General features: G+C 74.1%; 23 protein-coding genes. 9 read left to right on the forward strand and 14 right to left on the reverse strand.

What is annotated here, in order from left to right; translation table 11 throughout:
- The 4 genes from ACYVI6_RS07090 to ACYVI6_RS07105 all read left to right on the forward strand — a co-directional run.
- The coding region (locus ACYVI6_RS07090) for a YhgE/Pip family protein (protein WP_460445698.1) at positions 1–917 on the forward strand (917 nt) is incomplete at its 5' end.
- Between the two features lie 139 nt (positions 918–1,056).
- The gene (locus tag ACYVI6_RS07095) at positions 1,057–1,854 is read left to right on the forward strand and encodes a phosphatase PAP2 family protein (RefSeq protein ID WP_284289006.1); all 798 of its coding nucleotides are present in this window, start codon (positions 1,057–1,059) and stop codon (positions 1,852–1,854) included.
- Positions 1,851–3,077, forward strand: a complete 1,227-nt coding sequence (locus tag ACYVI6_RS07100; RefSeq protein ID WP_460445699.1) for a pyridoxal phosphate-dependent aminotransferase — start codon at positions 1,851–1,853, stop codon at positions 3,075–3,077. The genes ACYVI6_RS07095 and ACYVI6_RS07100 overlap by 4 nt, the downstream gene beginning before the upstream one ends.
- A gap of 57 nt (positions 3,078–3,134) precedes the next feature.
- Positions 3,135–3,770 carry a VOC family protein gene (locus tag ACYVI6_RS07105; protein ID WP_460445700.1) on the forward strand — a complete coding sequence of 212 codons (636 nt, stop codon included), beginning with the start codon at positions 3,135–3,137 and terminating at the stop codon, positions 3,768–3,770.
- Here ACYVI6_RS07105 and ACYVI6_RS07110 read toward each other — a convergent pair.
- The gene (locus ACYVI6_RS07110; protein ID WP_460445701.1) at positions 3,767–5,116 is read right to left on the reverse strand and encodes a cation:dicarboxylate symporter family transporter; all 1,350 of its coding nucleotides are present in this window, start codon (positions 5,114–5,116) and stop codon (positions 3,767–3,769) included. The genes ACYVI6_RS07105 and ACYVI6_RS07110 overlap by 4 nt on opposite strands.
- Positions 5,117–5,305: 189 nt before the next feature.
- Here ACYVI6_RS07110 and ACYVI6_RS07115 point away from each other — a divergent pair, with 189 nt between their 5' ends.
- A complete protein-coding gene (locus ACYVI6_RS07115; RefSeq protein WP_460445702.1) occupies positions 5,306–6,118 on the forward strand; it encodes an HAD family hydrolase in 813 nt (270 codons plus the stop codon).
- A 10-nt stretch (positions 6,119–6,128) separates the two neighbouring features.
- On the opposite strand, the gene purB is transcribed toward ACYVI6_RS07115, so the two are convergent.
- The 7 genes from purB to ACYVI6_RS07150 form a co-directional block, all read right to left on the reverse strand.
- On the reverse strand, positions 6,129–7,556 hold the full coding sequence (gene purB / locus ACYVI6_RS07120) for an adenylosuccinate lyase (RefSeq protein ID WP_460445703.1): 1,428 nt from the start codon (positions 7,554–7,556) through the stop codon (positions 6,129–6,131).
- Between the two features lie 44 nt (positions 7,557–7,600).
- A complete protein-coding gene (locus tag ACYVI6_RS07125) occupies positions 7,601–8,380 on the reverse strand; it encodes a VOC family protein (protein WP_460445704.1) in 780 nt (259 codons plus the stop codon).
- 41 nt (positions 8,381–8,421) lie between these two features.
- On the reverse strand, positions 8,422–9,258 hold the full coding sequence (locus tag ACYVI6_RS07130; protein ID WP_460445705.1) for a 5-oxoprolinase subunit C family protein: 837 nt from the start codon (positions 9,256–9,258) through the stop codon (positions 8,422–8,424).
- Positions 9,255–9,878, reverse strand: coding sequence for a 5-oxoprolinase subunit B family protein (locus tag ACYVI6_RS07135; RefSeq protein ID WP_460445706.1), 624 nt, complete (start codon positions 9,876–9,878; stop codon positions 9,255–9,257). The genes ACYVI6_RS07130 and ACYVI6_RS07135 overlap by 4 nt, the downstream gene beginning before the upstream one ends.
- Entirely contained in the window at positions 9,878–10,636 is a 759-nt protein-coding gene (locus ACYVI6_RS07140) for a LamB/YcsF family protein (protein ID WP_460445707.1), read from the reverse strand. Before ACYVI6_RS07140 ends, ACYVI6_RS07135 begins: the two co-directional genes overlap by 1 nt.
- Positions 10,637–10,645: 9 nt before the next feature.
- A complete protein-coding gene (locus ACYVI6_RS07145) occupies positions 10,646–11,893 on the reverse strand; it encodes an NRAMP family divalent metal transporter (protein WP_460445708.1) in 1,248 nt (415 codons plus the stop codon).
- Between the two features lie 84 nt (positions 11,894–11,977).
- Positions 11,978–13,501, reverse strand: coding sequence for a hypothetical protein (locus tag ACYVI6_RS07150; RefSeq protein ID WP_460445709.1), 1,524 nt, complete (start codon positions 13,499–13,501; stop codon positions 11,978–11,980).
- Between the two features lie 150 nt (positions 13,502–13,651).
- Here ACYVI6_RS07150 and ACYVI6_RS07155 point away from each other — a divergent pair, with 150 nt between their 5' ends.
- From ACYVI6_RS07155 to ACYVI6_RS07165, 3 genes are read left to right on the forward strand one after another with little or no spacing between them, the layout of a single operon-like run.
- Positions 13,652–14,347 (forward strand): GntR family transcriptional regulator, encoded by a 696-nt coding sequence (locus ACYVI6_RS07155; RefSeq protein ID WP_460445710.1) that lies wholly within the window; start codon positions 13,652–13,654, stop codon positions 14,345–14,347.
- The gene (locus ACYVI6_RS07160) at positions 14,344–15,366 is read left to right on the forward strand and encodes an LLM class flavin-dependent oxidoreductase (RefSeq protein WP_460445711.1); all 1,023 of its coding nucleotides are present in this window, start codon (positions 14,344–14,346) and stop codon (positions 15,364–15,366) included. The genes ACYVI6_RS07155 and ACYVI6_RS07160 overlap by 4 nt, the downstream gene beginning before the upstream one ends.
- Positions 15,363–16,169: a putative hydro-lyase gene (locus ACYVI6_RS07165; RefSeq protein ID WP_460445712.1), complete on the forward strand. Its 807-nt coding sequence runs from the start codon at positions 15,363–15,365 to the stop codon at positions 16,167–16,169. Before ACYVI6_RS07160 ends, ACYVI6_RS07165 begins: the two co-directional genes overlap by 4 nt.
- Positions 16,170–16,173: 4 nt before the next feature.
- On the opposite strand, the gene ACYVI6_RS07170 is transcribed toward ACYVI6_RS07165, so the two are convergent.
- Positions 16,174–17,487, reverse strand: a complete 1,314-nt coding sequence (locus ACYVI6_RS07170; protein WP_460445713.1) for an NAD(P)/FAD-dependent oxidoreductase — start codon at positions 17,485–17,487, stop codon at positions 16,174–16,176.
- A gap of 72 nt (positions 17,488–17,559) precedes the next feature.
- Between ACYVI6_RS07170 and ACYVI6_RS07175 the strand changes: the two genes are divergently transcribed.
- Positions 17,560–18,282 carry a dienelactone hydrolase family protein gene (locus ACYVI6_RS07175; protein WP_460445714.1) on the forward strand — a complete coding sequence of 241 codons (723 nt, stop codon included), beginning with the start codon at positions 17,560–17,562 and terminating at the stop codon, positions 18,280–18,282.
- On the opposite strand, the gene ACYVI6_RS07180 is transcribed toward ACYVI6_RS07175, so the two are convergent.
- From ACYVI6_RS07180 to ACYVI6_RS07200, 5 genes are all read right to left on the reverse strand, one after another.
- Positions 18,275–19,231, reverse strand: a complete 957-nt coding sequence (locus ACYVI6_RS07180; RefSeq protein ID WP_460445715.1) for an EamA family transporter — start codon at positions 19,229–19,231, stop codon at positions 18,275–18,277. The genes ACYVI6_RS07175 and ACYVI6_RS07180 overlap by 8 nt on opposite strands.
- Before the next feature lie 10 nt (positions 19,232–19,241).
- Positions 19,242–20,231 carry a TIGR03557 family F420-dependent LLM class oxidoreductase gene (locus tag ACYVI6_RS07185; protein ID WP_460445716.1) on the reverse strand — a complete coding sequence of 330 codons (990 nt, stop codon included), beginning with the start codon at positions 20,229–20,231 and terminating at the stop codon, positions 19,242–19,244.
- Positions 20,232–20,336: 105 nt separating this feature from the next.
- Entirely contained in the window at positions 20,337–20,867 is a 531-nt protein-coding gene (locus ACYVI6_RS07190) for a DinB family protein (protein WP_460445717.1), read from the reverse strand.
- A complete protein-coding gene (gene paaI / locus ACYVI6_RS07195; RefSeq protein WP_460445739.1) occupies positions 20,860–21,264 on the reverse strand; it encodes a hydroxyphenylacetyl-CoA thioesterase PaaI in 405 nt (134 codons plus the stop codon). The genes ACYVI6_RS07190 and paaI overlap by 8 nt, the downstream gene beginning before the upstream one ends.
- 31 nt (positions 21,265–21,295) lie before the next feature.
- Positions 21,296–22,834 (reverse strand): 3-hydroxyacyl-CoA dehydrogenase, encoded by a 1,539-nt coding sequence (locus ACYVI6_RS07200; RefSeq protein WP_460445718.1) that lies wholly within the window; start codon positions 22,832–22,834, stop codon positions 21,296–21,298.
- Between the last annotated feature and the right edge of the window lie 21 nt (positions 22,835–22,855).

Below are 22,855 nucleotides of genomic sequence, written 5' to 3' on the forward strand. Positions count from 1 at the left end.
CGGCGGGTGCGCGCCGGCTCGACACCGGCGCCGCGTCGCTGGCCACCGGCACCCGGCAGCTCGCGACCGGCGCCGACCGGCTCGCCGCGGGTGAGCACGACGCCGTCGCCGGGACGTCGAGGATGGCCGCCGGTGCCGCCGACCTCGACGACGGGCTCGGCGACCTGCACGACGGCGCCACGACCCTCGCCGACCGGCTGCGGGCCGCGCTGCCCGGCGTCCCCGACCTCGACGACGACGCCCGCGCCACCACGGCCGCGACCATCGGCGACCCGCTCGCCGTCCGCGCGACGTCCGCCGCCTCGGCCGGCACGTACGGTGCCGGCCTCGCGCCGTTCTTCATGGCGCTCGCCTGCTGGATCGGCGGCTACGTGCTGTTCCTGCTCGTGCGGCCGCTCTCGCCGCGCGCCATGGCCACCAACCAGAGCCCGCTGCGGGTGGCGCTCGCCGGCTGGCTCACCCCCGCGCTGCTCGGCGCCGTGCAGGCCACGCTGCTCGTCGCCGTCGTCTCGGGCGCCCTCGGCATCCGGCCGCACCACCCGCTCGGCACCTGGGGCCTGCTCGTGCTGACGTCGATCGCGTTCATCGCCGTCATCCACGCGCTCAACGCCTGGCTCGGCACCGCCGGGCAGTTCGTCGGGCTGGTGCTCATGGTGCTGCAGCTGGTCAGCGCGGGCGGCACGTTCCCCTGGCAGACCGTGCCCGCGCCGCTGCAGGTGCTGCACCACGTGCTGCCCATGGGCTACGCGATCGACGGCCTGCGGCAGCTGCTCTACGGCGGCGACCTCGCGCGGCTGTGGCCCGACGTCGGCGTGCTGGCGGCCTACCTCGTCGGGGCGCTGCTGCTCAGCACGGTCGCCGCCCGCCGCCTGCGGGTCTGGACCGTCTCGCGCATCCAGCCCGAGCTCGCCCTCTGACCCCTTCCGCGCGTCAGCCCGGTTTGCGCACGTCGACCCGCTCCCGGACCGCCCTGGAGCGGGCTGACGCACGCAGAGCGGGCTGAGGTGCGCAGAGGCACGGGGGGCGGGACGACGGGGGGCGGGGCAGAGTGGGCGGGTGCCCGAGGTGCCCCGTCAGCAGCAGCCGCAGCCGGCCGTGCCCGGGGGCGGGCCGGTGCACCGCGGCCTCGCCCACCTCGCGGACCGGCTGCGCCCCAGGTCGCTGGCCGCCGTGACCCTGCTGGTCGGCCTCGCGGCGTGCGCGCTGTTCACGGCGGGTGCGGGGGCGGTGTACGACCAGGTGACCGAGGGCGACGGGCTCGCCGGGCTCGACCGGCCGGTGCTCGCGGAGATGGTGCGCGACCGCACGCCCGGCGTGACGAGCGCGGTGCGGGCGTACACGGACGTCGGTGGCCCGGTCGGCATGCCGGTGCTGGCGACCGTGGTGCTCGCGCTCGTCGCGTGGCGGCGCCGCTCGGTCGAGCCGCTGCTGCTCGGCGTCGCCACGGCGGCCGGGTCGCTGCTCATGACGCTCGTCGGCAAGGCGCAGGTCGAGCGGTTGCGGCCGCCGACGATCGACGCGGTCCCGCCGTTCGAGACGTCGTTCTCGTTCCCGAGCGGTCACTCGCTGAACTCGATGGCGCTCGCGGCGATCACGGCGTACGTGCTGGTGCGCGGGCAGCACCGCACCGGCACCCGCGTCGTGACCGTCGTGCTGGCCGGGGTCTTCGCGGTGACGATGGGGTTGTCGCGCGTGTACCTCGGCCACCACTGGCTGACCGACGTGCTCGTGGCGTGGGCGCTGGCGCTCGCGTGGGTGGCGGTGGTCGTGACGGCGCACCGCTGGTACCTCACGACGGCCTTCGCGGGTCGCCGCCGCGAGCGGCACGACCGTCTGCGACGATCCACGACGTGACCGTGCTGCAGTCGAGCAAGCTCGCCGACGTCTGCTACGACATCCGCGGGCCGGTGCTCGCGGAGGCGCTGCGGCTCGAGCGCGAGGGCCACCGCATCCTGAAGCTCAACATCGGCAACCCCGCGCCGTTCGGGTTCGAGGCGCCCGAGGGCATCCTCGCCGACGTCGTCGCGGCGCTCCCCACGGCGCAGGGCTACAGCGACAGCAAGGGCCTGGTCGCCGCCCGGCGCGCCGTCGTCCAGCACGAGCAGGCGCGCGGCATCCGGGGCATCGACGTCGACGACGTGTACCTCGGCAACGGCGTCAGCGAGCTGATCGTGATGTCGCTGCAGGCGCTGCTCGACGACGGCGACGAGGTGCTCATCCCGGCGCCCGACTACCCGCTGTGGACGGCGGCGGTGTCGCTCGCGGGCGGCCGGCCGGTGCACTACCGGTGCGACGAGGCGAGCGGCTGGCAGCCCGACGTCGAGCACCTGCGCGCGCAGGTCGGCCCGCGCACGAAGGCCGTCGTGGTGATCAACCCGAACAACCCCACCGGCGCGGTGTACGGCGACGAGGTGCTGGGCCGGCTGCTCGACGTCGCGCGCGAGCACGACCTGGTGGTGCTCAGCGACGAGATCTACGAGCAGATCCTGTTCGACGACGCGACGCACACCGCGACGGCGAGCCTGGCGCCCGACCTGCTCTGCCTGACGTTCAACGGGTTGTCGAAGGCGTACCGGCTGGCCGGGTTCCGCTCCGGCTGGATGACGGTCAGCGGGCTGCCCGCGACGTCCGGCGAGGCCCGCAGCTACGTCGAGGGCCTCGACATCCTCGCCAACATGCGGCTGTGCCCCAACGTGCCGGCGCAGCACGCGGTGGCGACGGCGCTCGGCGGCCGGCACGGGCTGGACGAGCTGCTGCTGCCCGGCGGACGGCTGCGCGAGCAGCGCGACGCCTGTCTCGAGCTGCTGCGCGAGATCCCCGGCGTGAGCTGCACGACGCCGCAGGGCGCGCTCTACCTGTTCCCGCGCCTCGACCCCGACGTGTACGACGTGCAGGACGACCAGGCGCTGGTGCTCGACCTGCTGCGCGAGCAGCACCTGCTGCTGGTGCAGGGCACCGGGTTCAACTGGCCCGAGCCCGACCACCTGCGGATCGTGACGCTGCCGCACGTCGAGACCCTGCGCGACGCGATGGGCCGGTTGGCCGAGTTCCTCGAGGGTCGTCGCACGCGGGGCTGACCGGCGCCGTCAGGGTCGGTTTCGGCGGACCGCGTGGGGTGTGTCACGATCCAGGGCATGCGGATCGACCACGTGTCCTACGCGGCAGAGATCGGCGGCCTGCGCGACACGGCCGAGCGCCTGGCCGAGCAGCTCGGCGTGACGCCCGTCCTCGGCGGTGTGCACCCCCGCTTCGGCACCCGCAACGTCGTGCTCCCGCTGCTCGACCGGCGCTACCTCGAGGTCGTCGAGTGCCTCGACCACCCGGCGTCCGACAAGGCGCCGTTCGGTCAGGCCGTGAAGCAGCGCAGCGCGGACGGCGGGGGCTGGCTCGGGTGGGTCGTCGCGGTCGACGACCTCGCCCCCTACGAGCAGCGCCTCGGTCGCGAGGCGGCACCGGGCAACCGGCACCGTCCCGACGGCACCGAGCTGCGCTGGCGCCAGCTCGGCATCCGCGGCCTGATCTCCGACCCGCAGCTGCCGTACTTCACGCGCTGGGAGGTCGACGACGCGCTGCACCCCTCGCAGGACGGCCCCACCGAGGCCGGCCTCAAGGGCCTCACCATCGCGGGCGACCCGCAGCGCGTGTGGGACTGGCTCGGCCTGCCCGAGGACGAGCAGCACGAGACGATGTTCAGCTTCGTCTCGCCGAAGGGCACCCCCGGCCTGATGTCGTGCACGTTCAGCACGCCGAAGGGCGACGTCACCATCTAGTGCACGCCGGCGCGCACCTCGGCGCCGGCGAACGCGGCCTCGTCGAACGGCCGCTCGCGGTCGAGCACCGCGTGCACCTGCTCGCGGTCGACCTCGCCGACCCAGGTGCCGATCAGCAGGGTGGCGATCGCGTTGCCGGCGAAGTTCGTCAGCGCGCGGGCCTCGCTCATGAAGCGGTCGATGCCCACGATGAGGCCGACGCCGTCGAGCAGCTCGGGGCGGTGCGACTGCAGGCCGCCCGCGAGGGTGGCGAGGCCGGCGCCGGTGACCCCGGCAGCGCCCTTCGAGGCGATGATCATGAACGCCAGCAGGCCGATCTGCGAGCCGAGTGACAACGGTTTGCCCATGGCCTCGGCGATGAACAGCGACGCCATCGTCAGGTAGATGGCAGTGCCGTCGAGGTTGAACGAGTAGCCGGTGGGCACGGTGATGCCCACGACCGAGCGCGAGACGCCCAGGTGCTCCATCTTGCCGATCAGCCGGGGCAGGGCGGTCTCGGACGACGACGTCGAGAGGATCAGCAGGAACTCGCGGCCGAGGTAGCGCAGCAGCTTGAAGACGTTGAAGCCGGTGAAGCCCTTGAGCACCCCGCCGAGCACCAGCCCGACGAAGATCGCGCACGTGATGTAGAAGCCGAGCATGATCTTGAGCAGCGCCACCAGGGCGCTGCCCCCGGCAGCGCCCACGACCGCGGCGATCGCGCCGAAGGCCCCGACCGGCGCCGCCCACATGATCATCGCGAGCACCTTGAAGACGACCCGCTGGAAGTGCTCGATGCCGCGCAGCACCGGTGCGCCGCGCTCGCCGAGCGACTGGATCGCGAAGCCGACGAGCAGCGCCACCAGCAGCGCCTGCAGCACCTGGCCCGCCGTCAGGGCCGACACGAGGGTGTCGGGGATGATGCCGAGCAGGAACTCCGACGTCGACTTGGCCTCGCCGGAGGCCTGCGCCTGACCGGTCTTCGCCAGCGCGTCGGTCAGCTCGAGCCCGCTGCCCGGCTTCACCAGGTTGCCGACGACGAGCCCGACGGCGAGCGCCACCGTCGACATCACGATGAAGTAGCCGAGCGCCAGGCCGCCGACCCTGCCGACGCTGGCCGCCTTCCGCACCGAGCCGATGCCGAGCACGATCGTGCAGAAGATGACCGGGCTGATCATCATCTTCACCAGGTTCACGAAGCCGGTGCCGAGCGGCTTCAGCTGGACGGCGTCCTCCTTGAACACCAGCCCGACCAGGATGCCGAGCGCCACGGCGACGATCACCGCCACGTAGAGGTACTGGGTGCGGTCGCGCTTCGGTGGCTCGGCCGCAGCGGCCTCGCCGTGCGTCGTCGGGCTCTGCGTCATGTGGCGGCTCTCCTCGTCGAGGTCCCCGGACGCGCGTCATCCTGTCGCACCGGCGTGACCCGTGCCACCACCTGCCGGCGTCCGGTTTGTCCGAGCCCGGGCTGGGTAGAGGCCGGACGTCGAGCCACGGCGCACCCGGGGCCCGCGGCCGTGCTGCCGCCCCATCTCGTCACCACGGAGCGAGCAGCGATGACCAGCACCACCCCGACCACCGACCCCGCGCCGGTTCGCGCCGACGACCTCGACGCACGGCTCGCCGACGTCGAGGTGGTGCTCTGCGACGCCGACGGCAACCTCTTCCCCTCGGAGGAGCCCGCGTTCGTGGCCTCCGCCGACGTGACGAACCGGCTGCTGGCGACGCTCGGCGTCGACCGCCGCTACGACGCCGAGGAGCTGCGGCTGGCGACGACCGGCATGAACTTCCGGTCGACCGCGCGGGCGCTCGCCGACGAGCACGGCGCGGACCTGTCGGACGACGAGCTGCAGCGCTGGGTGGCCGAGGAGCAGGCGGCGGTCACCGCCCACCTGCACGAGGTGCTGCGGCGCGACCCGGCCGTCGAGCAGCCGCTGCGGGTGGTCGCCGGGTGCTACGGCGTGGCCGCGGTCAGCTCGAGCGCCGACGCCCGCATCGCGGCCTGCTTCGACGCGACCGGCCTGGCCGACCTGTTCCCACCCGACCGTCGGTTCAGCGCCGAGGACTCGATGCCCCGCCCGGTCAGCAAGCCCGACCCGGCGATCTACCGGTTCGCGCTCGACGCGCTGGGGCTCGCGCGGCACCAGGCCGTCGCGGTCGAGGACTCCGTGGCGGGCGCGACGTCGGCCGTCGGGGCCGGCATCGCGACGATCGGCAACCTGCAGTTCGTGCAGGCGCCCGAGCGGGTGCAGCGCCGCGACGAGCTCGAGGCGGCCGGCGTGCTGGCGGTGGTCGGCTCGTGGCAGGAGGCCGCCGACCTGCTGCCGCGCTGCCGGGAGCTCGGCGGCGCCGGCGTCTCGACGGGCTAGCCGCGGCCGGTCAGGCCAGGTGGTCGACGAGCTGCGCCGCGAGACCGGTGTAGCTCGCCGGGGTCATGGCTTCCAGGCGCTCGCGGACGTCGTCGGGCAGCCCGAGCCCGGCGACGAACGCGCGCATGGTGGGGCCGTCGACGCGGCGGCCGCGGGTCAGCTCCTTGAGCCGCTCGTACGGGTCGCTCATGCCCGGGGTGCCCGCGATGCCGGCGGCGCGCATGGCCGACTGCACCGCCTCGCCGAGCACCTCCCAGTTCGCGTCGAGGTCGCGCGCCATCACCTCGGGCACGGCGTCGAGGCCGGCCAGGCCGCGGCGCACGTTGTCGATCGCCAGCAGCGCGTGGCCGAACGCGGGGCCGATGTTGCGCTGCATCGAGCTGTCGGTGAGGTCGCGCTGCAGCCGGCTGGTGACGAGGGTCGACCCGAGCACGTCGAGCAGCGCGCTCGACACCTCGAGGTTCGCCTCGGCGTTCTCGAACCGGATCGGGTTCACCTTGTGCGGCATGGTCGAGGAGCCGACCGTGCCCTGCCCGCGCACCTGCGCGAAGTAGCCGAGCGACACGTACGTCCAGACGTCGGTGCAGAGGTTGTGCAGCACCCGGTTGAATCGCGCGACGTCGGCGTAGAGCTCGGCCTGCCAGTCGTGCGACTCGATCTGCGTGGTCAGCGGGTTCCACGTAAGGCCGAGCCCCTCGACGAACGCGCGCGACACCTCGACCCAGTCGGTGCCCGGGACGGCGGCGGTGTGCGCGCCGTAGGTGCCGGTCGCGCCGTTCAGCTTGCCCAGGTACTCGGCGCCCTCGATCCGGCGCAGCTGCCGCCCGAGCCGGTGGGCGAGCACCGCGAGCTCCTTGCCGAGCGTGGTCGGCGTCGCGGCCTGCCCGTGCGTGCGCGCCAGCAGCGGCACCTCGCGCAGCTCCCGGGCCATGCCGGCGACCTGGTCGACCAGCGCCTGCGCGGCCGGCAGCCACACCTGCTGCACCGCACCGCGCACCATGAGCGCGTAGGCGAGGTTGTTCACGTCCTCGCTGGTGCAGGCGAAGTGCACCAGCTCGGTGAGGTCGGCGAGCGAGCCCTCGCGCATCCGCCGCTTCAGGAAGTACTCGACGGCCTTGACGTCGTGCACCGTCTCGCGCTCGATCTCGGCCAGCTCGGCCACGTCGTCGGCGCCGAAGCCGGCCGGCACCGCGCGCAGCAGCGCGACCTCGTCGTCGGTCAGGGCGCGCGCCCCCGGCACCGCGCCGGTCGACGTCAGGTGCACCAGCCACTCGACCTCGACCCGCACCCGCTCGCGGTTCAGCGCCGCCTCCGACAGGTGCTCGACGAGCGGCGCGACGGTCGCGCGGTAGCGGCCGTCGAGCGGGCCGAGCGCGATGCCGGCGTCGGCGAGCGTCGTGGCGGACGTCGGGGCGGGGGCGGTGGGCGTCGCGGTCACGTGGTCGATGGTCCCACGCAGCGCCCACCGCGCCGCACCACCGGCTACGCCGCGGGCTCGGGGTTCTGGTGCAGCGCCAGCACCTCGCCGTCCGGGCCCTGGATCATGCCCCAGCGGCCGAACGGCATGGTGGCGGCCGGGCGCACCTCGGTGGCGCCGAGCTCGACCGCCTTGGCCATCGCCGCGTCGGCGTCGGCGACGTTGAAGTGGGTGAACCACTGCGGGCCGCCGGGCGGCGACTCGTCGCCGCGGGCACCCATGCCGCCGACCGTCTCGCCGTCGGCCTGCATCATCCGGTACGGCATCTCGTCGGCCCCGGGCACCGGCTCGAACGTCACCCCGGCGACCCTGGCGTAGAAGGCGAGCGCGCCGTCGAGGTCGCTGGTGTGCAGCTCGTTCCAGATGACGGCGCCGGGCTCGTTCGAGGCCTCGACCCCGGTGTGCGCGGCCGCCTGCCAGAACGCGACGGGCGCGCCCGCGGGGTCGGCGGCCACCACGAACCAGCCCTGGCCCGGGATCTCCATCGGGGGTGCGACGACCGTCCCGCCGTGCGCCGACACCGCCGCCGCGGTGGCCTCCGCGTCCGTGGTGGCCAGGTACGTCGTCCAGGCGGCGGGCGGCGAGCCGTCCATGCGCCTGCCGATCGCCGCCACCCGGCGTCCGTCGAGGCGGGCCGTGGAGTAGCTGCCGTACTCCTCGGGCGCCACCTCCCACTCCCACCCGAAGAGGCCGCCGTAGAAGGCGCGGGAGGCCTCGAGGTCGTCGCTGCTCAGGTCGACCCAGCACGGCGTGCCCGCCGGCCACGGTCCTTCGTGGGTGCTCATGGCTCGCAGCCTGGCACCGGCCACCGACAGCGCGGAAGGGATCAGATCGTGAACCGCACGCCCTGCCCGGTGCGCAGCTGGCCGCACGCGTCGACCGCGTCGTCGCGCACGTACCCGATGACCGGGTACCCGCCGGTGACCGGGTGGTCGGCGAGGAACAGCACGGGCAGACCGGACGGCGGCACCTGCAGCGCCCCGCGCACCATGCCCTCGCTCGGCAGCTCGCCCTCGCGGCGACGCTCGAGCGGCTCGCCCTCGAGCCGCAGCCCGACCCGGTTGCTCTCGTGGCTCACCGCGAACGTCTGCCCGAGCAGGCCGGCCCAGCCGGCGTCGGTGAACCAGTCGCGGCGCGGCCCCTCCAGCACCGGCAGGGTGACGACGCCGTCGGCCGGCTCGGGCACGGCCGCCAGGTCGACCCCGGGCATCGGCCCGGACGCCGGCCCGACGGGCAGCAGGTCGCCCTCGCGCAGCGGGTCGGGTCCGAGCCCCGAGAGCAGGTCGCTCGACCGCGAGCCGAGCACCGGCGGCACGTCGACGCCGCCGCGCACGGCGAGGTAGGTGCGCACGCCGGCGGCCGGCACCCCGAGCCGCAGCTCGTCGCCCGCCCGCAGGTGCACCGGCGCGAGGTGGTCGGCACCCGGGCAGCGCGCGCCGGCGAGCGCGACGACGACGTCCTGCTCGGCGCGCACCGCGAGGCCGCCGAGCGTGGTCTCGAGCGCGGCGGCACCCTCGGGGTTCCCCACGAGCCGGTTCGCCAGCCGGAGGGCGGCGCGGTCGCAGGCTCCGGAGCGGCCGATGCCGAGCGCGGCCCGCCCCGGCCGGCCGAGGTCCTGCACCGTGGTGAGCGGACCGGGTGCGACGACGGCGAGGGCGCTCACGACCCCTCGCCAGTGACGTCGACGAAGCGCACCGGCCGGCCGGGGGTGAGCAGCGCGGCGGGCTCGCGGTCGAGGTCGAACACCGCGAGCTCCGTGCGGCCGAGCAGCTGCCAGCCGCCGGGCGAGGCGCGCGGGTACACCCCGCTGAACTCGCCGGCCAGCGCCACCGCGCCCGCAGGCACCTTCGTGCGCGGGCTGCTGCGGCGCGGTACGTCCCAGCCGCCGTCCCGCGAGACGAGGTAGCCGAAGCCGGGTGCGAAGCCGCAGAACGCGACGGTCCACTCCTGCCCGGTGTGCCGGCGCACCACCTCGGCGCGGTCGCAGCCGAGCAGCCCGGCGACGTCGTCGAGGTCCTCGCCGTCGTAGACCACGGGCACCTCGAGGAGGTCGCCCCCGCCCCGGGCGCCGGGCCGGGGCGTGGCCGCGCGCACGGCGGCGGTCACGTCGGCGAGCGGGGTGACGTCGGGGTCGGTCACCACGAGGATCGTCCGCCCGGCGGGCACGACGTCGAGCACGCCGTCCGGCAGCGCTCCGGAGAGCCCGGCGTGCAGCGCGAGCACGTCGTCGAGGTCGTCGAGCTCGACCAGCAGCCCGGTGCTGCCGCTCGGCAGGATGCGCATCAGGCGAACGGCTGCAGCGTCGCGCCGGCGGCGGTCAGCGCCTCGCGCACGGCGCGCGCGATCTCGACCGCGCCAGGGGTGTCGCCGTGCACGCAGATCGAGGCCGGCTCGATGGTGAGCGACCCACCCTCGACGTCGGTGACGGGCTGCCCGGTGGCCATGGCCACGCAGCGCTCGGCGATGACGTCCTTGTCGTGCAGCACCGCCCCCGGCAGCCGACGCGACACCAGGGTGCCCTCCGGCGTGTAGGCGCGGTCGGCGAACGCCTCCTGCACCGTGGTCAGCCCGGCCTCACCGGCGAGCCGCAGCCACGCCGAACCGGGCAGGCCGAGCACCGGCAGCGTGCGGTCGTACGCCGTGACGGCCTCGACCACGGCAGCGGCCTGCTCCTCGTGGTGCACGATCGTGTTGTACAGCGCGCCGTGCGGCTTCACGTACCGCACCCGCGAGCCGCTCGCCCTGGCGAAGCCGTCGAGCGCCCCGAGCTGGTACATCACGTCGGCGGCCAGCGCCTCGGGCTCGATGTCGATGAACCGACGTCCGAAGCCCGGCAGGTCGCGGTAGCCGACCTGGGCACCGATCGCGACGCCGGTCTCGACGGCGCGGTCGCACACCCGCCGCATGATGAGCGGGTCGCTCGCGTGGAACCCGCAGGCCACGTTGGCGCTGGTGACCACGCCGAGCAGCGCGTCGTCGTCGCCCAGCGTCCAGTGGCCGAAGCCCTCGCCGAGGTCGCTGTTCAGGTCGATGGTGCTCACGGCGTCCTCCTACTTGAACAGGTCGATGACGGGGCCGATCGAGCGCACCGCGAGGTACAGCGTGACCAGCCACGCCAGGGTGCCGATCGTCAGCAGCCACTTCGGGTAGTGGTAGCCCTGCAGCAGGTCGGTGCGGCGCCACCCGACGTACAGCAGGATGCCGATGCCGACGGGCAGCAGCACGCCGTTGAACGCGCCGGCGAAGACCAGCAGCGTGGCCGGCGCGGTGCCGGCGGCGACGAACACGATCGTCGACACCGCGATGAACGCGACGACGAGCATCGTGCGGGTGCGGTCGCTGGTGCGCGTGCGCGAGGTGATGAACGAGACCGAGGTGTAGGACGCGCCGATGACGCTGGTGATCGCGGCCGCCCACAGCACGATGCCGAAGATCCGCAGGCCCACCTCGCCGGCCGCGATCTCGAACGCGTTCGCCGCCTGCCGCGCCGGGTCGAGCTTCGCGCCGCCGGCGACCACGCCGAGGATCGCCAGGAACAGGACGATCCGCATGATGCCGGTGACGATGACGCCGGTCACCGAGCCGCGGGTGATGTCGCGGACGTGCCGCACGCCGCTCACGCCGGAGTCGAGCAGGCGGTGCGCCCCGGCGTAGACGATGTACCCGCCGACGGTGCCGCCGACCAGCGTGGTGATGGCCAGCACGTCGACCTGCTCGGGCAGCACCACGTTCTTCAGCGCCGTGCCGACCGGCGGGCCCGAGGTGATCGCGACGTACAGGGTCAGCAGGATCATCAGCGCCCCGAGCACCACCACGATGCGGTCGACGGCGACGCCGGCCCGGCGCGACAGGAAGATGCCGATCGCGATGACGGCCGAGATCGCCCCGCCGATCTTCGGGTCGAGCCCGAGCATCGCGTCGGTGCCGAGCCCCGCGCCGCTGACGTTGCCGACGTTGAACACCAGGCCGCCGACGACGAGCAGCGCGGCCATCACCCAGCCCAGGCCGGGGGCCACCAGGTTGCCGAGCTCCTGCGCGCGACGTCCGGAGACGCCGATGACGCGCCAGACGTTCAGCTGCAGGGCGATGTCGAGCAGGATCGAGACGACGATCGCGAACGCGAAGGCCGCGCCCAGCTGCACGGTGAAGGTCGTGGTCTGGGTGATGAAGCCCGGCCCGATCGCCGAGGTGGCCATGAGGAACATGGCGCCGAGCAGGGTCGACCGGGTGCTCGCCTTCATCTTGCCGGACGCGGTCTCCTCGTCGGCCACGTCGGGCTCGGGCGGGGTGCTGGACATCGATCAACCTTTGCGTCGTGGGAGGTGTGGTGCGGCCGTGCCGGCGGGACGTCGGGGTCCCGCCGGCCCGGCCGGTCTGCGGGATCAGCTCTGGGCGCCGACCACGTGCACGAGCTGCTGCGCCTGGCGCACGATGGCCAGTCGCCACGCGTCGAACGTGGCGTCGCTGACCTGGTAGAGGTCGCCCTGGTCGAACACCTGCATGCCGGGCGTGTGGATGTGCCCGGCCGGGATGTCGAGGTTCAGGCGGTCGCGCAGCAGCGTGTTGCGGTACGCGCTCTCGTTCGACAGGTAGTTCCCCCCGCCGCCGTTGTACGCGCACGAGTGCGGGTCGGGCGGCACCGGCGCGGACGACGGCGGGTACTCGACGGGCACGGGGGTGTTGCGGGTGACGACGGTGCGCTTCGTGCAGTCGGGGAACTCGTCGTAGTTCGTGTGCCAGACGACACCGAACGCCACCGACTGGTCGGGCCAGGTGTCACCGGGGGGGCGCGGCACGTTCTGGCCCGTGTTCGCGCGGATCATCGCCCCGATCGGCAGGCTGGACGTCGTCCACTGCGGCGGGTTCTGCAGCTGGAACACCCTCGGGCCACCCCAGCGCGGGACCACCTGCGTGTTGCAGCCGTGGTCCTCGACGGCGAGCTGCGGCGTGCCGTCCGGCCGCAGCGGGCACGGCTGGCTGAGGTCGTTGCCGGGGTAGGGCCCGTGGTAGCGACCGTTCCACTGCTCGAGGTCGAACTGCGAGCCGCCCGCCTGGCTGACGGTGACCGACGCGGTGACGCGCGTGCGGCGTCCGGCCGTCATCAGCGGGCCGACGGTGTCCTCGAGGTAGCCGGCGGCGAACTCGGTGTAGTTCACCGGCAGCGTGTAGGCCTGCACGTACTGCTTCGTGCCGTCGGGGTTCCGCCTCGTGGTGCCGTCGAGCGACAGCGCGATGGCGCCGGACGGGTTGCCGTGCCGGATGTTGTTGCCCGTCGCGCCGACCGCGGTGCCGGCCGGGCCGCCGTCCAGCGTGTAGGGGTCGAAGCCGCTCACGATCACCCGCTGCTTCGTCCTCCCCGCGGGGAACGAGATGTCGGTCATGCCGCGCGCGGCCTTGTCGAACGTGGTGATCAGCCCGCGGCGCTGCTTGGCCGTCATGCGGAACGGCGGCTCCCACTGGCGCAGGGCCGCGGTGGCCTGCAGGCGGGTCCAGTAGAGCGGGCGGTCGTCGCTGGACGGCAACGACCCGCGGACGGTGCCCTTGCCCTGTGCCCGGGCGACGGCCTGCCGCCACAGGGCACGACCCTCGGTGCGGGCGAGGCGCTGGGCCGCGGCGAGGCTGCGGGTGCCGCAGAGGTCCTGCACGAGCGCGGGACCGAAGCGCTGGAAGCCCGCTCCGACGATCATCTGCCGGGCGAACGGGCTGCGCTGCAGCTTCGAGGGGTCGGCCGGGTCGGGCAGCCGGTTCTCGAGCCGGCGCTCCTCGACCGAGAGGGCGACCTCGGGGTCGAGGCAGCGGGCGGTGAGCGTGGTGCGCGGGCCCTTCGGTGCGGCCTGGCTGCTCAGGGCGGGGGTCGCGACGGCGAGGACGCCGAGACCGAGTGCGGTGGCGGCCAGGGCGGCCACGCGTGCGGTTCGTGGACGGCGCACTGCGCCGGGGCGAGGTGGGACGGGTCGGGGCATCGGGGGCCTCTCGAACGGTTCGTCATCGAAACCGGGCAATTCGGGAACGTACTGGTTGTTGAACAATCCGACAAGAGGGTGCAGGGTTGGGTCGTGCCCAGCGACCGGTCGACCACCGCCGAGCGCGTCGCGGAGGCGCTGCGCCACCGCATCACCGACGGCGACCTGCGCCCCGGCGCCCAGCTGTCGGAGGAGCGCCTCGGCGCCGACCTCGGCGTCTCCCGCAACACGCTGCGCGAGGCGTTCCGCCTGCTGGGCCACGACGGGCTGCTCGTGCACCACCTGCACCGCGGGGTGTTCGTCGCCACCCTCGAGCCGGCCGACCTCGTCGACCTCTACCGGCTGCGGCGCCTCGTCGAGTGCGACGCGGTGCGCGGCGCCAACGACCCCGACGCGGCCGTGCTCGCGCTGGTCGCCGCCGAGGTCGACGCCGCCGACGCCGCGGTCGCGGCCGACGACTGGACGGCGGTCGGCACCGCGAACATGCACTTCCACCAGCGGCTCGTGCAGCTGGCCGGCAGCCCACGCACCGACGCCCTGATGCGGCGGCTGCTCGCCGAGCTGCGGCTGGTCTTCCACGTCGTCGCCAGCCCCCGCGAGCTGCACGAGCGGTACGTCCGCCAGAACCGCGCGCTGCTCGAGCAGCTGCAGCGCGGTGACGCGGCGGGCGCAGCCGACGAGCTGGGCCGCTACCTCGACGACTCGCAGCACCAGCTGCTCGCGGCCTACCGGGCGCGCAGCAGCCCGCGGCCGATCGGCCGCCTCGACGCCGAGGCGGTGGCCCGGTGACCGGCCTCGGGCTGGACGTCGGCATCCGGGTGCCGCTCGGCCGCCCGCTGCCCGAGCTGGCCGAGTTCGCCGCCACCTGCGAGGCCGCCGGGCTGACCGGCGTCGGCGTGCCCGACCACCACCACACCGGCCGCGACGCCTACATGGCGCTCGCGGCGATGGCCTCGCGCACGCAGCGGCTGTCGCTGTTCCCGGCGACCTCGAACGTCGCGACCCGGCACCCGCTGGTGCTGGCGTCGCTGGTCAGCTCGCTCGACGAGCTGGCGCCCGGCCGCGCCGTCCTGACCGTCGCTCCCGGGTTCCTGTCGGTCGAGAAGGCCGGTGAGCCCAGGGCCCGGCGCGAGCGGCTGCGCGAGGTCGTGCTCGCCCTGCGTGGGCTGCTCGGCGAGGGCCGCGCGACCCTCGACGGCCACGACCTCGAGCTGTACCGCCGCCCCGAGACCGGCTCGCGGGTGCTGGTGCTCGCCTCCGGCCCGAAGCTGCTCGAGCTGGCCGGCGAGGTGGCCGATGGCTACCTGATGCTGGTCGGCCTCGACCCGGCGTCCGTCGAGGCGGCGCGGGCGTGCGTGCGCCGCGGGGCCGAACGGGCCGGGCGCGACCCGGCGTCGCTCGAGGAGGTGCTCATCGTGCCGTTCGGTCTCGGCGGCACCGAGCAGTCGCGCGCCTGGCCGCGGTCGTTCTTCCGCGGCGAGCAGCAGTGGCTGCGCTACCCGAGCGCGTCGAACCTGCACTGGCTGCGCGCGGCCGGCATCGACCTGCCCGACGACTTCGACCCCGCCGCGCTCGACGACGCGACCGCCGACCGGATCACCGACGCGTTCGGGTTGTTCGGCAGCGCCGAGGAGTGCGCCGAGCGGCTGGTGCGCGCCCGCGCCGAGCTCGGCCTGCGGGGCGTCTTCCTGTTCCCGGCCCACACCTGGGCCAACCACTACGAGCTGCCCACGGCCCACGTCGAGGCCTTCGGGTCCGTCATCGGCCCGGCGCTCGCGGCGTCCGTCGTCCAGAGGGAGACCCCATGACCGTCACGCACGTCGACCCGATCGAGGCGGCCGCCGCCTCGCCCGCCGAGGCCCGCGCCCGCTACCGCGACGGCCTGGAGGTGCCCACCACCGGCTGGGCGACCGGGTTCACCCAGGCCAACATGGTGATGCTGCCGAAGGAGTGGGCCTTCGACATGCTGCTGTTCGGCCAGCGCAACCCCCAGCCGGTGCCGCTGCTCGACGTCACCGACCCGGGCGCGACGACGACGGTGCTCGCACCGGGCGCCGACCTGCGCACCGACCTGCCGCGCTACCGCGTCTGGCGCGACGGCGAGCTGGTCGACGAGCCCTCGGACGTCGTCGACCTGTGGCGCGACGACCTGGTGACGTTCTTCATCGGCTGCAGCTTCAGCTTCGAGTCGGCGCTGCTCGACGCCGGGGTGCCGGTGCGCAACATCGAGCAGGGCCGCAACGTCTCGATGTACCGCACGAACCGCGACTGCCGCTCGGCCGGGCGCCTGTCGGGCCCGCTGGTGGTGTCGATGCGCCCGGTGCCCGCCGAGCTCGTCGTCACCGCGGTGCAGGTGACCGGCCGGATGCCGCAGGTGCACGGTGCCCCGGTGCACGTCGGCTCGCCCGAGTCGCTGGGCATCGCCGACCTGAGCCGCCCCGACTTCGGTGACGCCGTCGAGTCGCAGCCCGGCGACGTGCCGGTGTTCTGGGCCTGCGGCGTCACCCCGCAGGCGGCGCTCATGGCCTCCCGCCCGCCGTTCGCGATCACCCACGCGCCGGGCTACATGCTGGTGACGGACGTCCCCGACGCGACGTACCGTCTGCCCTGACGCCTCAGTCGGTCGAGTCGCCGACCACGATGTTCAGGCTGCTGCGCGGCCAGCTGAGGTAGCGGGCGGCCAGGTTGATCAGCGTCGAGAAGCGGTTGCGGTTGCCGATCAGGTAGACGATGTGCAGCGCGAGCCACGACAGCCAGGCCAGCGGACCCTTCAGCGTGGCGCCGAACGGGAACTGCACGACGGCGTCGTTGCGACCGATCGTCGCCATGATGCCCTTGTCGTGGTACGTGAACTTCTGCGTGGGCGACCCGGCGAGCGTCCGCCGGATCTGGACGCCGGCGTGCTTGCCGCCCTGGATGGCCGGCTGGGCCAGCTGCGGCAGCGGGTCGTCGTGGCCGATGCCGACGTCGCCCACGGCGAAGATGTACGGGTAGCCGACGACCGACAGGTCGGGGTTCGTCTCGACGCGGCCGCCCTTGCCCTTGGGCAGCTCCCAGTCGCCGATGCGGGTGTTCGCCGAGACGCCGCTGGCCCAGATCACCGAGGCGCACGGGATGGTCTCGTGCTCGCCGTCCGGCCGCTTCACGACGACGGCGTCCTCGCGGACCTCCTCGACCGTCGTCCGCAGCCGCACGTTGACACCGCGCTTGCGCAGCTCCTTCAGCGTGTACTCCTGCAGCTTCTTCTTGAACGGCAGCAGCAGCCCGTCGGCCATCTCGACCAGCACGATCTGCACCCGCTCGGGGTCGAGCTCGCGGTAGGCGATCGGCACGGCCGCGTTGCGCAGCTCGGCGAGCGCCCCGGCCATCTCGACGCCGGTCGCGCCGCCGCCGACGACCACGACGGTCGGGTCGATCGCCCCCGGCTTGCCCTGCGCGGCGTCCTCGATGGCGGTCAGCACGCGGTCGCGGACGGCGAGCGCCCCGGTGCGCGTGTACATGGTCTGCGCGTGCTCCTGCGCACCCGGGATGCCGAAGAAGTTCGCGCCGACGCCGCAGGCCACGACCAGGAAGTCGAACGGGATGCGGTCGCCGCTGTGGGTGACGATCTCCTTGCCGTCGGGGTCGACGCTGGTGACCTCGGCGCGCAGGAAGTCCGCGTTGCGGAACCTGCTGGTGAACGCCCGCAGCGCGTAGGTGACGTCGCCGGGGTTCAGGCCGGCGGTGGCCACCTGGTAGAGCAGCGGCTGGAAGGTGTTGTACGCGTTGCGGTCGACGAGCAGCACGTCGACGTCGGCCACGCTCAGCTCGCGCACCGCCCACAGGCCGGCGAACCCACCGCCGACCACCACGACCCGAGGTCGGTCGCCCTTGTCGCGGACCGGGCTCGGGCGGGTTGCCGGGGACTGCACGGGGGTGGTGGCGCTCATGTCACCAGCGTAGGCGCGCCTGCCGCAGCGGCCACCGCGCGGCCCGGTCGGCGCCGTCCTATGGTCCGGGGCATGAGCGACGCACCCGAGCCCACCGGCTCCACCGACAACCCGCGACAGAACGTGCACTTCCCCAGCGGCGGCGGCCAGGCCCACGGCTACCTCGCCAAGCCGGCGTCCGGCAGCGGCCCCGGCGTGATCGTCGTGCAGGAGTGGTGGGGCCTCGACGACCACCTCGCCGACGTCGTCGACCGGCTGGCCGCCGAGGGCTTCGTGGCGCTCGCCCCCGACCTGTACGGCGGCAAGGTGGCGCACGACGCCGACACCGCGGGCGAGTACATGTCGAAGCTGCCGGTGGACTCCTCGGCGCGCGCGCTGGGCGGTGCGGTCGACTACCTGCTGGCGCACCAGGCCGTCACGTCGTCGACGGTCGGCGCGGTGGGCTTCTGCATGGGCGGCGGCTTCGTGCTGCAGCTCGCGACGCAGCAGGGCGACAAGGTCAGCGCCGCGGTCGCGTTCTACGGCGTCGGACCGGCCGTGCCCGACCAGTACACGACGCTGACCGCGGCCGTCCAGGGCCACTACGGCGAGCGCGACGAGGCCTACCCGGTCGACCAGGCTCGGGCGCAGGAGCAGCAGATCCGCGACGAGTCGAGCGGCGACGTCGAGTTCTTCTACTACGACGCCGGGCACGCGTTCCACAACGACACCGACCGCCTCGGCACCTACTCGCCGGACGACGCGACGCTGGCCTGGCAGCGCACGCTGGACTTCCTGCGGTCGCGGGTCAGCTAGGCGCGACGCCCTCGGGCAGCGGCACGGCGTCGTCGTGACGACGCCGTGCCGTCTCCGCGAGCCCGACGGCCACCAGCACGACCGCGGCGCCGAGCAGCTGCACGCCGGTCAGCACCTCACCCAGCACGACCCACGCGACCAGGCCCGACGTCACCGGCTCGACCATGCAGACGATGCCGGTGCGCGTCGGGCCGATGTGCCGCACCGCGACCAGCACGAGCCCGAACGGCGCGACGGTGCCGAGCACGCACACCCAGATCACCAGCAGCCAGACCGGCGCGGTGGTCGCGACGCCGGGCAGCACCTGCACGTGGTCGGCGAGCAGGCCGAACGGGAACCGCCACCACGGCTCGACGACCGCCCAGAGCAGCGCCGAGAACGTGAAGATGAAGGCCATGAGCGACACCGGGTCGCGGCTGCCCATGCCGCGCTCGCCCAGGAGGTAGTAGGCGCCGAGCGCGGCGGCGGCACCGAACCCGGCGAGCACGCCGATGCCGTCGAGGGTGAGGCCCGACCACACCTGGGCGACCACGGCGAGGCCGGTCAGCGCGAGCGCCAGCGCCCACCACATGCGCCGCCGCACCTGCTCGCCGCGGAACGCCCGCACGTACAGCGCCACCATCAGCGGGGCCGTGTACTCGAGCAGCAGCGCCACGCCGACCGGCATCCGGGCGATCGCGACGAGGTAGAGCCACTGCACCATCGCGATGCCGGTGACGCCGTAGACGGCGAGGAACCCCAGCTCGCGCAGGCCGATCCGCAGCGCCGCCGGCCGGGTGAGCGCGGTGAACGCCAGCAGCAGCACGGCGGCACCGGCCGAGCGGGCCGACACCAGCTGGATCGGCGTCAGCCCGTCGCCGAGCACCACCTTGCTGACCGTGGCGTTGACCGAGAACAGCCCGGCCGCCCCGAGCGCGGCGGCGACACCCACCCCCGCACTCCGCTGCACGCGGCGCAGCCTACGAGGACGACGCCTCGCGCAGTGCAGGCAGGATCTCCGACTCGGCCACCCGCAGGAACTCCGACTGCGAGTCGCCGCCCACCTGCACGAGGGCGACGTCGCTGAACCCGGCCTCCCAGAACGGCTTCACGGCCTCGACGATCTTCGACACGTCGGGGCCGCAGGGGATCGACTCGGCGACGTCCTCGGGGCGCACGAACTGCGTCGCGCCCGCGAAGCCGCGCGTGGTCGGCAGGTCGGCGTTCACGGCCCAGCCGCCCCCGAACCAGCGGAACTGCTCGTGGGCGGTCTGCACGCAGGCGTCCTCGTCGGGGCCCCAGCACACCGGGATCTGGCCGATGGTGCGCGACTGCGGCTTGCCGGCGTCCGACCGCGCCTTCGCCCAGCCCTGCACCAGCTCGGCCTCGGGCTCGACCGCCACGAGGTGGTCGGTCATCGGCGCGAACCGGGCGATCGACCGCTCGCCGCTGACGGCGGCGGCCACGGGCACCCGCTGCTCGGGCAGGTCCCACAGCCGGCCGGACTCGACCCGGAAGTGCTGACCGGTGTAGTCGAACGGGTGCTCGCCGTCGAAGAGCCCGCCGATGATCTCGATCGCCTCGGCCAGCATCTCCTGGCGCACCCGCACCGACGGCCAGCCGCCGCCGACCACGTGCTCGTTCAGGTTCTCGCCGGCGCCCAGGCCGAGGGTGAACCGGTTGTCGCTCAGCAGCCCGAGCGTCGCGGCCTTCTGGGCGACGATCGCGGGGTGGTACCGGATCGTCGGGCAGGTCACGTAGGTCATCAGCTCGACCCGCTCGGTCACCTGCGCGACGGCGCCCAGCACCGTCCACGCGTACGGCGCGTGCCCCTGCGCCGACAACCAGGGGGAGTAGTGGTCGCTGCTCACCAGCAGGTCGAACCCGGCCTGCTCGGCGGCGGCCGCGTCGCGCACCAGCTGCTTCGGACCGGCCTGCTCGGTCATCAGGGTGTACCCGAACCTCGTCATGGCCCCCACCCTCGCGCGGCCCCCGATCGCGCGCCACGTGAAGTGGGTGGGCGCACCGTTCGAGGGGCGTGCACACCCCTGGAGCGGTGCGCCAGCCTCGGGAAGCTACTCGCCGGTGCGGCCGTCGACCTGCTCGCGGATCAGGTCGGCGTGACCGTTGTGCCGCGCGTACTCCTCGATGGAGTGCAGCAGCCGCGAGCGCAGGCTCATCGTCCACTCGTCCATCTGCGTGGTGGCGTCGAGGTCGAGCCCGGCGGCGATCTGGTCGGACCGCTCGCACGCCGCCGTCCAACGGGCGAACGCGTCGCGGACGACGTCGTCGTCGGCCACCGCGCCGGCCCAGTCGGCGTCCGGCTCGTCCTCCGTGCGGTACGGCGGCGGCTCGTCGAGCCCGGCGACGCTCTGCACGAACCAGCCGTGCTCGACGTCGGCCATGTGCCGCACGATGCCCAGCAGCGACATCGCGGACGGCGGCACCGGGCGCTGCGCGAGCTGCTCGGCGGTGAGGTCGGCGCACTTCAGCCGCAGCGTGTCGCGCTGCCACCGGATGAACGCCATCAGGCTCTCGCGCTCGGGCAGCGCCAGGTCGAAGTCCTCGCGGTGCACGTCGTCGCGGGTCACGTGGATCTCAGGCACGGGACGCATCCTGCTCCTCGATCGGCCGCCCGAGCGAGCGGCTGCGCCCGCGGAACACGGCGACCACCCCGCCGTCCGCCTCCCGCGTCACCCGGACGTCGGTCAGCCCGCTGCGCCCGAACACGTCGGTCTCCACCGCCTCGGCGACCAGCACGTCGCCCACCCGCGCCGACGACACGAACGTCACGTCGGCCCCCGCCGCGACCGTGACCACGCCGTGCGTGTTGCAGGCGACCGCGAACGCGGTGTCGGCGAGCGCGAACACCAGCCCGCCGTGCGCGACGTCGTACCCGTTGGCCATGTCGGGGCGCACGGTCATCCGCACCGTCGCCCGGCCCGGCGACACCGCGAGCAGCTCCATGCCCAGCGCAGCCGACGCCCGGTCGGCCGCCAGCATCGCCCGCGCGCCGCGCTCGGCGACGTCCTCGTCAGAGCTCACGGAGCAGCCCCAGCTGAAAGGCCCGGCTCATGCGGTACCTGCCGGTGCCGACCGAGTGGTCCAGCGAGTCGAGCACGTCCTCGACCGGTGTGCCGATCCGATCGCCCCAGGCCAGCGGGCCGATGGGGTAGCCCGTGCCGAGCGCCATCGCCGTGTCGACGTCGTCAGCCGTCGCCTCGCCCCGCAGCACGACGTCCGCTGCCTCGTTGACGAGCATAGAGACCGTGCGTGCCACCGGTCCGGCTCCGAACCCGTCGCGCAGCACGCTGACGCTCGCGCCAGTCGCCTGGCAGAGCCCGACCGCCGCGTGCAGCGCCGTCTCGGGGCACTCCGGGCTGGGGGTGAGGGCGACGCGCGTGCACGTCGCCGGGTCGAACGCCCAATCGAGGAGCACCACGGCCTCCTCGTCTGCGGCCTCCGCGGCCGTCGAACCGTCGGTGGCCTGCAGCACCACCCCGCCGGGCAGGGCCACGCCCGGCCTCGCGAAGGGGTCCTCGTCGTCGTCGAGCTCGATGGTGGTGACGGAGACGGCCGCGCGGATGCGGTCTAGGAACGCCTCCATCGGGCCGAACGGCGGCTCGTCCGAGAACCGGTGCACGACCACCGACTGCGGCGCCGGGCGCGGCGGCTCGGTCGACGGCTCGGCGTCGACCGCCTTGCCGTCCGCGTACCGGTACACCCCCTGGCCGGTCTTGCGGCCGAGCCGCCCGGCGTCGACGAGGCGCTGCTGGAACACGGTCGGGGCGTAGCGCGGGTCGTGGAAGGTCTGCTCCCACACCGAGCGCGACACCGCGAGGTTCACGTCCTGGCCGACGAGGTCGGTGAGCTCGAAGGGCCCGAGGGGGAACCCGCCGGCCTCGCGCAGCACGGCGTCGATGGTCGCGGGGTCTGCGACGCCCTCCTCGACCATGCGCTGCGCCTCGCCGTAGTACGGCCGGGCCACCCGGTTCACGATGAACCCCGGCGTCGACGTGCACACGACGGGCGTCTTGCCCCAGGCCCGGGCCAGCTCGACGGCGGTCTCGACCACCGCGTCGGACGTCGCGTCGCCGCGCACCACCTCGACCAGTCGCATGCGGTCGGCCGGGTTGAAGAAGTGCAGGCCCACCACGCGCTCGGGGCGCGCCAGCCGGGCCGCCACGGCGGTCACCGAGATGGACGACGTGTTGGTGGCGAGCAGCGCGTCGTCGGCCACCACCTGCTCGAGCCCGGCGAAGAGGTCGCGCTTCACGGCGAGGTCCTCGACGACGGCCTCGACCACCAGCCGGCACCCGGCCAGGTCGGCCACGGCGCTCGCGACCTGCAGCCGCTCGCCGGCCGCGGCGGCGTCGTCCGGGTCGACCTTGCCGCGGGCTCCCAGCCGCGTCAGCTTCTCGCGCAGCGACCGGACGGCGTCGTCGGCCGCGCCCGCGCGCGCGTCGAGCAGCAGCACCGGGTGCCCCGCCTGCGCCGCCACCAGCGCGATGCCCGCGCCCATCGTGCCCGCGCCCACCACGCCGACCGGCGCCCCGGCCTCGACCGTGCCCACAGCCCTGCCCTCCCTGCCTCG

This window comes from Angustibacter aerolatus, from assembly GCF_054776675.1.